Source organism: Chryseobacterium joostei (assembly GCF_003815775.1).
Lineage (GTDB): Bacteria > Bacteroidota > Bacteroidia > Flavobacteriales > Weeksellaceae > Chryseobacterium > Chryseobacterium joostei.
This window is the reverse complement of sequence record NZ_CP033926.1, coordinates 895,278-909,303: the sequence shown is the minus strand read 5'-3', so window position 1 is coordinate 909,303 and position 14,026 is coordinate 895,278. Positions and strand designations below refer to the sequence as shown.

General features: G+C 36.0%; 14 protein-coding genes. 4 read left to right on the top strand and 10 right to left on the bottom strand.

Annotation, left to right across the window (positions count from 1 at the left end; genetic code table 11):
* Position 1: 1 nt before the first annotated feature.
* The 3 genes from EG359_RS04270 to EG359_RS04260 all read left to right on the top strand — a co-directional run bounded on the left by EG359_RS04270 (position 2) and on the right by EG359_RS04260 (position 1,760).
* Positions 2 to 649 carry a GNAT family N-acetyltransferase gene (locus EG359_RS04270; RefSeq protein ID WP_076351618.1) on the top strand — a complete coding sequence of 216 codons (648 nt, stop codon included), beginning with the start codon at positions 2 to 4 and terminating at the stop codon, positions 647 to 649.
* A 65-nt stretch (positions 650 to 714) separates the two neighbouring features.
* Positions 715 to 1,248, top strand: a complete 534-nt coding sequence (locus EG359_RS04265) for a PH domain-containing protein (protein WP_076351619.1) — start codon at positions 715 to 717, stop codon at positions 1,246 to 1,248.
* Between the two features lie 8 nt (positions 1,249 to 1,256).
* Positions 1,257 to 1,760 (top strand): hypothetical protein, encoded by a 504-nt coding sequence (locus EG359_RS04260; protein ID WP_123867270.1) that lies wholly within the window; start codon positions 1,257 to 1,259, stop codon positions 1,758 to 1,760.
* A gap of 99 nt (positions 1,761 to 1,859) precedes the next feature.
* Here the strand turns inward: EG359_RS04260 and EG359_RS04255 are convergent, their stop codons facing one another.
* From EG359_RS04255 to EG359_RS04245, 3 genes are all read right to left on the bottom strand, one after another.
* The gene (locus EG359_RS04255) at positions 1,860 to 2,096 is read right to left on the bottom strand and encodes a YtxH domain-containing protein (protein WP_076351621.1); all 237 of its coding nucleotides are present in this window, start codon (positions 2,094 to 2,096) and stop codon (positions 1,860 to 1,862) included.
* Positions 2,097 to 2,193: 97 nt separating this feature from the next.
* On the bottom strand, positions 2,194 to 3,036 hold the full coding sequence (locus tag EG359_RS04250) for an isoaspartyl peptidase/L-asparaginase (RefSeq protein ID WP_076351622.1): 843 nt from the start codon (positions 3,034 to 3,036) through the stop codon (positions 2,194 to 2,196).
* Between the two features lie 140 nt (positions 3,037 to 3,176).
* Entirely contained in the window at positions 3,177 to 4,064 is an 888-nt protein-coding gene (locus tag EG359_RS04245) for a cyanophycinase (protein ID WP_076352082.1), read from the bottom strand.
* A 201-nt stretch (positions 4,065 to 4,265) separates the two neighbouring features.
* On the opposite strand from EG359_RS04245, the gene cphA reads away from it, so the two are divergent.
* Positions 4,266 to 6,896 carry a cyanophycin synthetase gene (gene cphA, locus EG359_RS04240; protein ID WP_076351623.1) on the top strand — a complete coding sequence of 877 codons (2,631 nt, stop codon included), beginning with the start codon at positions 4,266 to 4,268 and terminating at the stop codon, positions 6,894 to 6,896.
* 88 nt (positions 6,897 to 6,984) lie between these two features.
* Here cphA and EG359_RS04235 read toward each other — a convergent pair whose 3' ends face one another.
* The 7 genes from EG359_RS04235 to EG359_RS04205 form a co-directional block, all read right to left on the bottom strand.
* Positions 6,985 to 7,476, bottom strand: a complete 492-nt coding sequence (locus EG359_RS04235; protein WP_076351624.1) for a MepB family protein — start codon at positions 7,474 to 7,476, stop codon at positions 6,985 to 6,987.
* Between the two features lie 80 nt (positions 7,477 to 7,556).
* Positions 7,557 to 8,741: a hypothetical protein gene (locus EG359_RS04230; RefSeq protein ID WP_076351625.1), complete on the bottom strand. Its 1,185-nt coding sequence runs from the start codon at positions 8,739 to 8,741 to the stop codon at positions 7,557 to 7,559.
* Between the two features lie 93 nt (positions 8,742 to 8,834).
* Positions 8,835 to 9,668, bottom strand: coding sequence for a type 1 glutamine amidotransferase (locus EG359_RS04225; protein WP_076351626.1), 834 nt, complete (start codon positions 9,666 to 9,668; stop codon positions 8,835 to 8,837).
* A gap of 33 nt (positions 9,669 to 9,701) precedes the next feature.
* Positions 9,702 to 10,820: a carboxylate-amine ligase gene (locus tag EG359_RS04220; RefSeq protein ID WP_076351627.1), complete on the bottom strand. Its 1,119-nt coding sequence runs from the start codon at positions 10,818 to 10,820 to the stop codon at positions 9,702 to 9,704.
* Between the two features lie 31 nt (positions 10,821 to 10,851).
* Positions 10,852 to 11,805 carry an ATP-grasp domain-containing protein gene (locus EG359_RS04215; protein WP_076351628.1) on the bottom strand — a complete coding sequence of 318 codons (954 nt, stop codon included), beginning with the start codon at positions 11,803 to 11,805 and terminating at the stop codon, positions 10,852 to 10,854.
* 209 nt (positions 11,806 to 12,014) lie between these two features.
* Entirely contained in the window at positions 12,015 to 12,728 is a 714-nt protein-coding gene (locus EG359_RS04210; RefSeq protein ID WP_076351629.1) for an alpha/beta fold hydrolase, read from the bottom strand.
* A 32-nt stretch (positions 12,729 to 12,760) separates the two neighbouring features.
* On the bottom strand, positions 12,761 to 13,975 hold the full coding sequence (locus EG359_RS04205; RefSeq protein WP_076351630.1) for an ATP-grasp domain-containing protein: 1,215 nt from the start codon (positions 13,973 to 13,975) through the stop codon (positions 12,761 to 12,763).
* Positions 13,976 to 14,026 lie beyond the last annotated feature (51 nt).

The following is a 14,026-nucleotide window of genomic DNA, read 5'->3' as shown; positions in this document are numbered from 1 at the left end:
TATGAAAGATAAAGTCTCTGAAAATCTATTGGAAAAATGGTTGACAGCATGGTCTTTATCCAGAAAATTATCATTGCCTGTTCAGTACAAATCCGGGTTTAAAGTTGAGGTTGGTGAGGAAAAGCAAAAGCAGCGATATGTATTTTCTGAGCCTAATGAGGATTTTTTCGAGCTTTCCTATATCATTGATGAATCTTGGGTTTATCTTAAGGTTTGTGCGGCTTCGGATCGTTTTATAAAAAATATTCCTGAAAAATGGAAAATTGAGCCGCAGGGATACATGATGTACTGCTTTCATCCTATGAATATTCCGGATTCAAAACTTGCTGATGGTTATAATTTGGAATGCAGCGAGGATGGCTTTGTGTTTACCATAAAAATTATTGCAGAAAACGGAGAGCTGGCATCCATTGGACGGCTTGTTTTAGTGGATAATCTGGCGGTGTATGATAGAATTGTTACAGACGAAAAACATAGACGAAAAGGGCTTGCTTCTTTCGTTATTAAAGAATTAGAGAAAATAGCTTTATCGAAAGATGTTTTCAATAATTTTTTGGTTGCTACAGAAGAGGGCAGACTTTTGTATGAAAATCTGGGATGGGAAGTTTTCAGCTTATATACTTCCATTGTCATTCCCTCTAAAATTTAATATTTTTATTGAATTAAATTATTTTCTTGCCAAGAAATAGTAATTTAGACCCATAAACTACTGCTATGAGTAAAAAATCAAGACTGGACGAAATAAAAGAAGAACTTGAACAGCTGGATATTAATCCCACTTTTTTTGCAAGAAAAGAAATTCGTGAATTACCCAATATACTGTCAGAAGATGAAAAGATTGTTTATCTTGTTGAGGGCAGAAATAAAATTACAACCCATCATATTGTCTTAGTAGCGACTGACAGAAGATTGATTTTTGTAGATAAAGAATTCATGTATGGACTGAAAGTTGAAGATTTCTCTTACAGTAAAATAAGTTCCATACAATATGAAACCGAATTGATGCTGGCATCCATAGATATTCATGTATCGGATGACATTGTAGAAATTGATGGAGTAGGGAAATATGACGCAGAATTATTTTGCGAAAAAGTAAGAAACTTCATGTCTCATCCCGAAGAATATTTTCAAAATAAATCAGAACCCAGTACCCTGGATCAGTTAGAACAGTTAGGAAGATTGAAGGAGAATGGAATTTTAAGTGAAGAAGAATTTAACGAGCAAAAGAAAAGATTACTTGATCAATGAGTTATTTCTTGAAAACTTATCTTTTATTTTTACCAGTAATTCTAGTTTCCTCATGTATAAGCCAAACGAAAAATGAGGCCTATGTAAAAGAAGTGGAGTGCCAATGCCAGTTACTGGATGCTGATACAGGATTACAAAAAGAAACCATTGTAACAGGAATAAGTGATGGTAAAAATGATGTTCCCAGTAGTAGTGTAAGCTTAGCTTGTAATGTCCGACAAACAAAATATATAAAGATAGAACATAAAATGATGGTTAACTATATTCATGACTATCAATTCTATTATAAGAATAAAAAACTGATTAAGGCAAAAATAAATATTCACAATAAAGAAGGCTCTGAAAATCAACAAATCAATTACTCTGCTGTTTACTATATACGTCGTAATAAATGTATTAAAAGTATTAACGAAAATTTGAAATGGTCAGATTGCGATAAAGTAAAAGATGATTCAAGAACTGCTTTTCTGGATGCTTTTCCACTCATGAATTTACTTTTAAGAAGAAAATAAAAATTTGAGTATTAGAAACTTAAAAATTAAAAAAGTCATCGTACAATTACGATGACTTTTTCTATATATGAATGTTAAAAAAAACTACTTTCTGTTTTTTTAGTTTAAAGAATCTTCAGCCTTTGTTTTAGCTTCATCTACTTTAGTCTGAACTTGAGAAGCAACGTCATTGGCTTTATTTTTAATGTCATTTCCCCATTTGTTAAGATTATCTTTTGCTGTATTAAGTTTATCCTTTACAGCCTGCTGATCTTCAGGAGTTGAATTCTTATATTTCCAATAAGCTAAAGCACCTAATCCTAGTAAAGCTAATAAGCCTTTTGTTTTGTTTCCCATGATTTCTATTTTTAAGATTTAATATTAAAATTTGTTATTAATAAACATGTAAAATACGTGCCAAAAAATTAATTGGAATGATAAAAAAATGTTAAAATTAAGAAAAGGTTTCAAAATTTTCACCGTCAAAACTAGCAAAAACCATAGTTGGATATGAATCCTGGTGATAAACATTGCCGTCTTTATCAATTGCGATGGCACCTGCAAATCCGTCAATGGTTTTAAGTTCGTCAAAAGTTTTACTGAAAGCACTTTCTAAGCTCATTCCGTCCGTAACTCTTGTCACAATTTTTGTGGCAGTAGCATTGCTTACAATGTCTTCACCTACACCCGTACAGCTTACAGCACAGAAAGCATTGGCATAATTTCCGGCCACTGTGGCAGAATCCGAGATCCTACCGGGAATCTCAAAGCCTTTTCCTCCTGTGGAAGTAGCAACAGCCAGTTTTCCATCCTTATCAATAGCTACACAGCCTACTGTACCTTTTCCGCCATTATTAAGCTTAGCTTCATATTCTTTTCTTCTTTGTGGTATTTCCGTAGAAAAATTCTCAAACCCATGCTCCGTAGCATATTTTTTTGCTCCTTGTCCACCTAAAACCCTGTCATCTTCCCCAATAAGATCCTTTGCCACAAAAATAGGATTCTTTACATCCTGAATATTAATAACCCCGCTTAGCTTTTGGGTTTCTCCATTCATAATGGCAGCACTCATACGAATTACCCCATCACTTTGAATTTGAGAACCAATTCCTGCATTATACAGGGGATCGTCTTCCAATAGAGAAACTCCATAGGCAACTGTATCAAAAGCAGTATGGGTCTGAAGGTATTCAAAAGCCTTTTGAGCTATTTGTTTTAAAGAATCTTGTTTTGCTGTTTTTACCTCATGGCTTTGATCGCTTTCTGAAAAAAAACCGCCGTGGATGATGATTTTCATAGAATATAAATGATAGTTAATAAATGTTTTGACGAAGTTAATTTATAAATAATAGAATAAAGAATAAACTTTGGATGAGTTCTTGGCAGATAATATTAAAAAAAAACGGAACAGAAGTTCCGTTTTTATATTCTATTCAATTATTTATCCTGAGGAATTGGATTAAATTGAGAATTCTCAATAGTAAGCATCTTTGTTGTAAGATCATAATGATCATTCATAGACATTACATGGACGGTCAAATTATCAATGGAAATGGGCTCTCCCAGATTGATGTTCGTAAGGTTGGTATCCTTAATGAATCTTCCATCTACCAGAATAACAAGACCTGAACCTACAGCAGTCATCACATCATTATGGATGAAAAGTCCAGTATCTTCACCAAGCCCTATTCCCAGTGTTCTTGGATTGTTTACGACTGCCTGGAAAAGACGTCCGATTCTGCCTCTTTGTACAAAATGGGTATCAATGATTACATTGTCTATTAAACCTAATCCCTGTGTAGTTTTAATCTCTCCTTTTAAAAGGGCTTCAGAGCTGCTTCCCTGATAAATCATATTTTCAGAGGCTGCCGCTGCACCTGCAGAAGTTCCCGAGTAGATAAAGTCCTGCTCCTGATACTTTAGTAAAATGGTGTCATGAAATCTGGTTCCCCCCAGAATGGAAGTCAGTCTCAGCTGATCTCCTCCGGTGAACATCATTACATCAGCAGCATTGGCTCTTGCTACCATAGCATCAGAATTGGCTTCTTCACGGTTATGAATGTCTAAAACATTCACATTTTTGGCACCCAGGAATTCAAAAGCTTTTTTATATTCAGAACCTACGATCTGAGGAATTTGGGAGGCTGTTGTTACAATTTCAATGACGGAATCTTCTTTGTGTTTTGATTCGTTAATGATCTTTCGTAGGATCCCACGTTCAAAAAAGTTAAGATTCTTTTCGATATTCTGATCATAATCGGTTTCTGAAAAACTTCCCTTGTTTACAGCTCCTCCGATTACTATTAATTTTCCAACAGGTTTCATCATGGTACAAAAATAAAAAATAATTAGCATTCTTTGGCGAAATTCGTGCCATCTTTAGCTGATTTTTAATGTTTTAGAAATGTTAATTAAATTTAATTATTTTTTAGTAAATCTTCAAGCCTCCTGTAGTTTTGTTTAGGGTTTTATATTATATTTGATTTTGAAAAGAGTTATTATTAACTGTTAAAATGCCAATAGACTATGAAAATCGAAAAGATTCAGGCACTACGTGGTCCTAATATCTGGAGTATCAGAAGAAAGAAGCTGATACAGATGAGGTTAGACCTTGAGGAAATGGAGAATTATCCTACCAATAAAATAGAAGGATTCAGGGAGAGAATTGAAAAATTACTCCCATCATTGATCACCCATAGGTGTTCAGAAGGAGTGAAAGGTGGTTTTTTCCATAGAGTGGAAACAGGAACCTGGATGGGGCATGTCATTGAACATATCGCCTTGGAAATACAGACCCTTGCGGGAATGGATGTTGGCTTTGGAAGAACCCGGGAAACAAAGACTCCGGGAGTGTATAATGTAGTATTCAACTATCTTGAAGAAAATGTAGGAATTTATGCTGCTGAGGAAGCCGTAAAGATTGCACAAGCATTAATTGACGGGACTGATTATGATGTGAATGCCTGTATTCACAAGTTAAAGGAAATAAGGGAGCGTGTTCGCCTCGGACCCTCTACCGGAAGTATTGTAGAAGAAGCAGTATCACGAAAAATACCATGGATAAGATTGGGAACAAATTCTTTGGTGCAACTTGGATATGGGGTAAACCAGCAACGCTTTCAGGCTACCATTACCGGAAAAACTAGTTCCATTGCTGTGGATATTGCCTGCAACAAAGAATTAACCAAGAGAATGCTTCACGATGCAGCTATTCCGGTTCCTATAGGAGATTTGGTGGTGGATGAGGATGATTTGACAAATGTTATCAAAAAAATAGGATACCCGATTGTTTTAAAACCTTTGGATGGAAATCACGGAAAAGGTTCCTCCATTAATGTCAACGACTGGGATTCTGCTAAAATAGGATTGGAACATGCTCAAAAATACTCCAGAAAGGTAATTGTTGAAAAATATATTACCGGATATGATTTCAGGGTATTGGTGATTGATAATAAAATGGTTGCTGCGGCAAGAAGAGTTCCTGCCCATATTGTGGGCGACGGAGACCATAATATTCAGGAGCTTATTGAAAAAGAAAACGAAGATCCAAGACGTGGTTATGGGCATGAGAATGTTCTTACCGAGATTGAGGTAGATAAAGATACTTTGGAATTGCTGGAGAAACTTCAGTATACCCTTGAAACGATTCCGCAAAGAGGAGAAGTAGTTTACTTGAAGTCTACAGCTAATCTCTCCACAGGAGGTACATCAATTGATGTTACCGATATGGTACATCCTGAAAATATTACGATGGCAGAAAGAATTTCCAAGATTATTGGATTGGACGTTTGTGGTATCGATATTATGGCAGAAAATCTTACCCAGCCTTTAAAGGAAAGTGGTGGGGCTATTATAGAAGTTAATGCAGCACCTGGATTCAGAATGCATCTGGCGCCAAGCGAAGGACTGCCGAGAAACGTTGCCGCTCCGGTTGTAGATATGCTGTATCCGCAAGGAAAGCCATTTACAATTCCAATCATTGCAGTAACGGGTACCAATGGAAAGACAACAACAACAAGGCTTATTTCACATATTGTAAAGAGTAATGGTTATAGGGTAGGATTTACAACTTCGGACGGAATTTATATCCAAAATACCATGCTGTCAAAAGGAGATACTACCGGACCCATTTCGGCAGAATTTATATTAAAAGATCCTACTGTTGAATTTGCTGTTCTTGAAACTGCAAGAGGAGGAATTCTACGTTCCGGATTAGGGTTTTCGCAATGTGATATCGGAGTATTGACCAATATTGAGGAAGACCACTTGGGTATGAATGATATCCACAGCTTAAAAGATCTTGCCAAGGTAAAGAGAGTAGTACTGGACAGTGTAAAGAAAACCGGTTGGAGCGTATTGAATGCAGATAATGAGTATTCTATGAAGATTGTGAATGATCTTGATTGTAATGTTGCTATTTTCAGTATGGATGAAAACAACCCTCACATTGTAAAATTTGCGAAGGAAGGAAGAATAACCTGCGTTTACGAAGAGGGATTTGTAACCATTAAAAAAGGAGACTGGAAGATCAGGATTGGTAAGGCAAAAGATTTCCCAATTACAATGGAAGGAAAAGCCAGATTTATGATCGAAAATGTATTGGCTGCCAGCTTGGCAAGTTATCTTCATGGATTTGGCATCGAGGATATTTCTAATTCATTGAGAACATTTATTCCAAGTGCACAGCTTACCCCGGGAAGATTAAATGTTTTTAAATTCAAAAACTTTAAAGTTCTTATTGACTTTGCCCATAATCCGTCAGGTTATGAAGCCATTGAAGATTATCTGAAAAACGTTGAATCTACAAAGAAAATAGGTATTATTTCCGGTGTTGGAGACAGGCGAGATAATGATATTAGAGAATGCGGAAAAATTGCCGGCAGAATGTTCGATTATATTATCATCCGAAATGAAAAACACCTTCGTGGAAGAACAGAGGAAGAAATCAACGGATTGATTATCGATGGGATTAATGAAGCTGGTAAGGATGTAAGCTATGAGATTATCCCTAAAGAGATTGAAGCTTTAAAACATGCCATGGGAATGGCAGAGGAAGGAACTTTTATAACGGCTTTAAGTGATGTTATTTCTAATGCGATTGATCTGGTACAGGAATATCAGGCCAGAGAATTGCTGGAAGACAACAAAAATATTTAAAAAACTAAAAGTTAACATAAAGAAAACGGCTGTGCATCATTGTACAGCCGTTTTTTGTAGGTAAAAATTATTGTAAATCTCTATTTTTTTAAATTTTCAACAGAAGTTTAGCCTGCTGTTGCATCTTATCATTTTCCTGTGAAAGCTCCAGAAAATATCTGGTCTGCCATTCCTGTGTTTTTTGAGCCTGTTTACTTTTTACTTCATCCCAGCTAGGGTAAACTCTTATGCCTCGTTTTCCCGGCTTTTTTCCATCAGATAAAATACCTTTTTCCAACAATATGTTTTTCGGGAAAATAAATATTCCGGAAAAATTATCCTTAAAAGACGCTATGAGATAAAAATCAATAGGGTCACTGGCTTCAAAAGGAGTAGTCTCTCCTTTTTCATTCCGTTTCCAGATGGTTACAAACTGTCCTGTTTTGGTAGGTGTTATTTTTGAGATACGAAATTTTATTTTAAGATCGTTTAATGTGAAATTAAACCCCGAATACTCTCCACATTCCTGCTCTTCTTCAGCATTAGAATATTCCAGCCCAAGCGGTTGGAATACTTTTTCTTCAATAGTTTTTAAGGACATTGTATTTAAATTATTTTAGATTGATCTGTTTTTTGCTAATTTTGATCATATTTCTGTATCCTAATCATTTTTTTTATAGATTAACTTTCTGCGAAAAAAGCATTGGAACTTCCAATCCAGATGGCATCTTTCTTATTAAAATCCACATTCACCATTGCTGCTTTTGTCATTCTTCCCAAATTTTCCAATAGAATAGGCCGTTCATCATTTTCTTTCCAGATATACAATAATCGGATCTCTGCTTTTGAAAACTCTCCGTTAATGTCTTCAAAAATAGGTTCATAGGTTACTTTTCTCTGCAAAATATAGTTTTCTTTATCCTCAATAGCATCTGTAATTTCTTTAGTAGGATTTAAATTAACCCCGCTTCCTGCAAATGAAAATAATGGTTTCAATACAAAATCTTCAAGATTTTCTGTTTCCGGAAACTCATGCAGAAAATAGCTTTTAGGAACAAATTGATGTTGTAATAAAGGCAAAAGGAACTTTGATATTTTAAAGAACCAGTTTGGATGAGTGATCCATTTTACATCAACCTCTTGACGGAAATCGAATTCGGTAACAAGATCAGGAATTCTGTCCAGTTCATCAAATATTACCCGATTGTATATTCTTTTGATCTCGGTCAGTTGTCCATTGTTTTCATAGTACAGTTTTTTGCCCTCTTTTTTTACTTTTGTCAGGCAAACTGTTTTTATTCCCAATAATTTTTCTGTCAAAGCAAAATCAATTGCCGTTTTCTGTCTTTCAGGGAAAATTTCAAGGAGAATTACATGTTCGGGATTCTCATTACCAACAATTAATTCCTTTAAATGCTCTTGAAAGGTGCTTTGAGGCATTGTATTTCGGATATCGGCGAGAAAAGGATAGACTTCACAAAACGTGTCTTCAAAGGTTTTTTGAAAGGCATATAATGATGGAAAGGCCTGAAGTTCTATTAATTGTGGTTCTATTTCTCCCTTTTCACTTTTACAGATACCAAAATCAATGGTGAAAAAGTGAGGTTGGTTGGTATCATTGGGAACCCTGCAGTTTTCTGGAATTGCTTTTTGAAGAGTTTCAGATGGAAGAGCCTTAATTTGGGTGATAATACTTTCACTTGTATCCAGTAATTTACCCTCAAATTCTTTAGTAAGAAAAATGGGACTTTCTGAAGTTCTAAAGCCTGGTTCTATACCGCTTTTTTGTTTTAAAATATCCTTGAGTTGCTTGTATTTCTCTCCTGAAAACTCTTGGTTAAACTGTTTTCTATATTTTGGGATCATATTTTCTCTTTTGTGATGTTAAAAAAAATCGAACAAAAATGTTCGATTTAGTATTTTGTAACTATTGGGTATAAACTTGATATCAATTAGCCTTTAAGCTAAAGATTCAACTTCTTTCAAAATGTTTTTTTTTGCGAACTGAAGAAATCTTGGAAGAATTTGATTTCTGGTCAGGATGATTTTATCTTCATCATCTATTCTGTCCATGGTTTCAAGATATTTTTCCATTCCGAAATTTTCAATCATGGCTTCTCTGTTTTTATCATCTTTCAGATTTTCAATCAATCCCTCTGGGCTTGCTTCCGGATGAAACTGAGTTCCAAATATCTCATCTGAAAAACGAACAGCCATTACCGCTCTCTCCAAATTGATATGAGGACGGAATTTTTCAATGGCCATAACCTTCATGCCCAATTCTTCAAAACGTTCGTGATCTGGTTCAATGAATTGATATGCTCTGGAATCTACTGCATAAAAAGGATCCGGTAGATTTTTAAACAAAAATTCATCTTTGCCTTCTCTGGTTTTGTGAACAGGCATTACTCCGAAAGAATAGGATTTTCTTTTGCAGATATTTCCTAGCTTCCAATGAATACTTGCCAGTTGGAATGAGTGACAAATCAGGAAAAGGTATTTTTTATCTTCGTTGTATTTATTATGTTCAAAAACGGTGTCTAAAAAATTAGCAAACCTTTCTTCCCACTCAAAACCTTCTCGGTGTGGGGTTCCTGGCCCGCCTGAAGAAATAAAAATATCAAAGTCTCCAATCTCAGGCATTTCGTCTTTAAATCTCACATCAAATGTCTTGATGATTACATTTTCTTCAGAATTCTGCTGAAACGCTTCGGAAATCTCTTTAATGTTTCTAAAGCCTTGATTTACATGGTTGTTGTTCATGTCCAGCAAGGCAATTCGAATATCTTTCATTACATCATATTTTTTGTAAAGTTACCAAAAATATTATGAAGCAGGTTCGCCATGTGTTATGCCATACTCAGTTTCTGAGATCATGTAATCTACAACCTTTGTAAGGTCTCCTGTTTCCTTGAAGATCTGAAGCTGCCTGTCTGCACCTGTTCCGTTTTCCAGAATTTTCCATGCATATTCTACTTCATGACGGCATCCTAAATCGTCTACAACATCATCAATAAACTCTAAAAGTTCCTTTAATAAAATAGGATAAGGAACGGATTCTTCTTTTCCGAAATCAATCAGATGGGCTTCAATCCCACTTTTGGACGCACGCCATTTATTTTCGTTCAACAGCAGTCTTCTGTAGCTTCTGAAACTTAGATTTTGCTGATGCAGCTTATAAATTTTAGCAACCAAACTTTGCATGATGGCAGCAAGACATACGGTTTCATCAATTCTTAATGGCATATCACAAATTCTGAATTCAATGGTAGGGTAAAAAGGATGAACTCTTAAATCCCACCAGATTTTCTTGGCATTGTCTATGGTACCCGTTTTTATCAAAAGATCAACATAACTGTCAAATTCTCCCAATGAATTGAAGTAGCTTGGAATACCTGTTCTGGGAAATTTTACAAAAATTTCCTGTCTATAAGATTTAAATCCTGTATATCTTCCTATCCAGAATGGTGAATTGGTAGAAAGAGCATAGACGTGGGGTAGAAAGTAGCGCATCACATTTTGTATTCTTACTCCTTCCTCTCGGTTGGGAATTCCAATGTGTACGTGAAGTCCGAAAATAAGATTTTCCCGGGCTACATCTCCCATATCATCTACAATTTTGATGTATCTTTCCCCTTGTGTGATATTATTGTCAGACCAATGTGAAAAAGGATGGGTACCACCTCCGGAAACACGTAACCCCTGTTCATGAGCAGTATTAATAAGATGTCTTCTTAAATTGGTTAGCTCAGCTCTGGCTTCCTGAATATTCTGGCAGATTCCCGTTTCCATTTCAATCATGGATTCGTGCATCTCGTGTTTCAGGTTTTCACTTAATACCGCTTTTCCCCCTTCAATGATTTTTGAAACATGAGAAATAAGATCTCTGCTTTCCACATCGATGATCTGATATTCTTCTTCGATTCCAATAGTAAATTGATGCATTTTGTTGTGTTTTTTTAATTCTTTTTCAATGTTATTTTATGGAATCTTTCACAAAAGTTCCCCAAGCGATATTGGGTTTTCCCGGAACATATTCCTTGGCTTTTTCAATGGCAAGTTTTGCTGCATGTTCTATAATCCATGCGAAATTTTCTTCTCCTACAGAGTTTCTGTCTGCATCAGGTGCCGGGTTGCAGAAATCGATGGCATAAGGAATACCGTCTCTTATGGCAAATTCTACCGTATTGAAATCATATCCTAAGGCTTTATTCATTTTGATAGTGTAATCATGAATGGTTTTCAATAGCTTCTCAAGCTCTTCACCTTGTGTTTGATGGGTTGTTGCATATCTCAGGTGGTGGGGGTTTCTAGGTTCATATGGCATGATGTGAACATATTTTTGACCCAAACAATATACTCTGTAGTAATCATCAAAGACAATCTCTTCCTGAACCATCATCACCAGTTGTTCTGTTTCTCCCAGTTTATTCCAAAGATCATCCGGATTCTCTACTCTGTAAACGTTTTTCCAGCCTCCTCCGTCATGGGGTTTCATATAGGCAGGGAACCCAACATAATCAAAAATATATTCCCAGTCGTGGGGAAACTTCAAGTTCCTGAATGAGGTTTCTGAAGTGTCTGTTGGTCTTTCATGTGATGGCAGCAATACTGTTTTAGGGAGCGGAATTCCGAGCTTGCTCATCAGTGCATTATTGAAAAACTTTTCGTCAGCACTCCACCAGAATGGATTATTGATTACATAAGTGCCATTAAGTGCTGCGTTTTTCAGATAAGCTCTATAAAAGGGGACATTTTGCGAAATTCTGTCGATGATTACTGCATAACCATAATCTGCACCTTGTTCCAGTTTATCAATGGTAACGGGTTCAGCCACAATATCTCCGGCACCCAGTTCATTTACCTTATCTATAAATGCCCAGGGAAATGTGTCTTCCATACCGAATAGGATTCCTACTTTTTTTGTCATAATTTCTGTTTTTAAAAGGGTGTGTATTTTTTTCTGATCAGTCTTTTTATAGTAAAGATGCTGAGTGCTTTAACTTACTAAATTTAATATTTTTTTCTTTATAATCACCTCGGCAAATCTTTGATTTGAAGTGTTTCCGATGGGAAAGAAATGTTATGTCTTAAAATATAATATTGAGAAATTTAAAAACTGTTGTGTCTACATGATATCTAAGAGAAATATGCTCCTATAAATGTTGGAAATACCATTCTCCACAACGGCCAGTCATGACCAATCCATTTTCTTTCATCATACCAGAAATCAATACCTTTTATCCTTAGTATTTCAGCCATTTCAATATTTTTGTCTTTGCAAATGTCCTGATCGGAGGTACTTAATACAATGTGCATGTGCTTGTACTTCCAGGCATCATCATTTCTTACAAACTCCCTTGGACAGTTGAAGTAAACCAGATCATCAGAATAACCATCCATAAAGTTTCTTATACTGAAAGCTCCTGAAAGACAAAACAGATGGGAAACCACATCCGGAAACCTCAACGCAAAATTGGCGGCATGATATCCTCCAAAGCTTGCTCCGGCAACGGCTACACGATGGGTTTTATGAAGCTTTTGGATATAAGGGACAAATTCCTTGATCAGGAACTGTACATACCGTTCATAATTTCTGATTCTCTGCTGTGGCGATATTTTTTCATCATAAAAGCTCCAGCTGTCGATAGTTTGGATATTATAAAGTTTTACTTTTCCCTGTTCTATAAACCAGTTAATACTTCCATTAAGATGAAAATCATGATTCTGGGTATACTGTCCCTGAGAAGTAGGAAACATAATGATGGGATGTCCGTAATGTCCGGTTACTTCTACCTTAAGGCTTATTCCCAGTATATTTGAATAATACTCTGTATGTTCTATATGCGGCATTGAAATTTCTTTACTTTTAATGGTTATATATTCTAACTTCTCAATTTGCTGCTTTTGGGAGGCAGAATGTTAAGCATTTCTGCGTTGATCATTTCAGCTGCACTATCCAATCTTTCCTCTATTATTGAAGCATCGCTGGATTTGTAAACAATTCCGACGTGGTAGTCTATAGGAAGAAATCTTACCACTTCTTCACTTTCAAATTTGCTGTAATCGGGTTCTTTTTCTTTGATTAAAGCTACAATCAATCCTGAATAATATCCTGTAGGAGGCAAGACGTTATAACTTTTGTTTCTTAAAAGAGCATCCTCAATCTTGGCCCATTCTCTCCATATATTGATATTGCTTGACGCTTCCACCAGATCGGGAATGTGGGCGCCACCAACTCTTGAAGAGGTTTCAAGGAAATACCATTTTCCGTCTTCCTTACCTCGGATAAACTCTGTATGGGTTGCACCATTCAGAAGTCCAAAGTTGGAAAGTACCCTGGCATTGATTTCCTCTAATGCTTTAAACTCTTCAGAATATCTCCCCAGTGTTTTGGATCTGAAGACACCGCCCTCATGAGAAACCTGCATAGGAGGAGCCAGATATTTTGATGCAGAGGTAAATACGATCTCTTTATTGAATGTAAGACTGTCTACATGGTAAACATCTCCGGGTTTAAAGCTTTCCAGTAAGAAAAGGTGACGTTCTTCTCCAAGAAATTCCAGAGCTTCATGAAGTTGTTCCTTTGTCGTAATCTTCTTAATTCCTGATGCAGAAGCTTCTGAACGAGGCTTCAGTACCCACGGAGCCGGTACTTTATCAACAAAATCATTAACGATATCGTCATTGAAAACAGCAGTAAATTCTGGAACACTAATTCCCGAATCCTTTGCTTTTTGTCTCATAGCAAGCTTATCCCTGAAGTAGCGGTGGGTAGTTTGCCCCATTCCGGGAATACGGAAAGTCTCCCGGATTAAGGCTGCTTTTTCTACATCGAAGTCATCAAGGGCTACAACGGCGTCTACCTTTCTGGTTTTCATTAGGTGTGAAAACCCCTGAATAAGATGTTCAAGGTTCCATACAGATGGCTTGATTTCGGGCATATAAAATACCTCATCAATGGCATGCCACGGCCAGTTTTTTTCTTTAAGATTTTCTGATGTTACTAATATGATTTTATTACCGAGCTTCTTCATTTCATCCATGAAGTCATAGCCCTTGTAATAGCATGAAATACATACTATAATTTTCTCCTCCATATAATGTTTTTTATGTTTTAGTAAATTTTCAAAAATAAAACTATATTTTTA

Bases quoted from the DNA above. Each gene is read 5' to 3' on its own strand.
- EG359_RS04220 (WP_076351627.1), bottom strand. From the start codon at position 10,820: ATGCATCAATTTACTATTGGAATCGAAGAAGAATATCAGATCATCGAT.
- EG359_RS04255 (WP_076351621.1), bottom strand. From the start codon at position 2,096: ATGGGAAACAAAACAAAAGGCTTATTAGCTTTACTAGGATTAGGTGCT.
- EG359_RS04210 (WP_076351629.1), bottom strand. From the start codon at position 12,728: ATGCCGCATATAGAACATACAGAGTATTATTCAAATATACTGGGAATA.
- EG359_RS04205 (WP_076351630.1), bottom strand. From the start codon at position 13,975: ATGGAGGAGAAAATTATAGTATGTATTTCATGCTATTACAAGGGCTAT.
- EG359_RS04215 (WP_076351628.1), bottom strand. From the start codon at position 11,805: ATGACAAAAAAAGTAGGAATCCTATTCGGTATGGAAGACACATTTCCC.
- EG359_RS04225 (WP_076351626.1), bottom strand. From the start codon at position 9,668: ATGAAAGATATTCGAATTGCCTTGCTGGACATGAACAACAACCATGTA.
- EG359_RS04250 (WP_076351622.1), bottom strand. From the start codon at position 3,036: ATGAAAATCATCATCCACGGCGGTTTTTTTTCAGAAAGCGATCAAAGC.
- EG359_RS04245 (WP_076352082.1), bottom strand. From the start codon at position 4,064: ATGAAACCTGTTGGAAAATTAATAGTAATCGGAGGAGCTGTAAACAAG.
- EG359_RS04265 (WP_076351619.1), top strand. From the start codon at position 715: ATGAGTAAAAAATCAAGACTGGACGAAATAAAAGAAGAACTTGAACAG.
- EG359_RS04270 (WP_076351618.1), top strand. From the start codon at position 2: ATGAAAGATAAAGTCTCTGAAAATCTATTGGAAAAATGGTTGACAGCA.
- EG359_RS04230 (WP_076351625.1), bottom strand. From the start codon at position 8,741: ATGATCCCAAAATATAGAAAACAGTTTAACCAAGAGTTTTCAGGAGAG.
- EG359_RS04235 (WP_076351624.1), bottom strand. From the start codon at position 7,476: ATGTCCTTAAAAACTATTGAAGAAAAAGTATTCCAACCGCTTGGGCTG.
- cphA (WP_076351623.1), top strand. From the start codon at position 4,266: ATGAAAATCGAAAAGATTCAGGCACTACGTGGTCCTAATATCTGGAGT.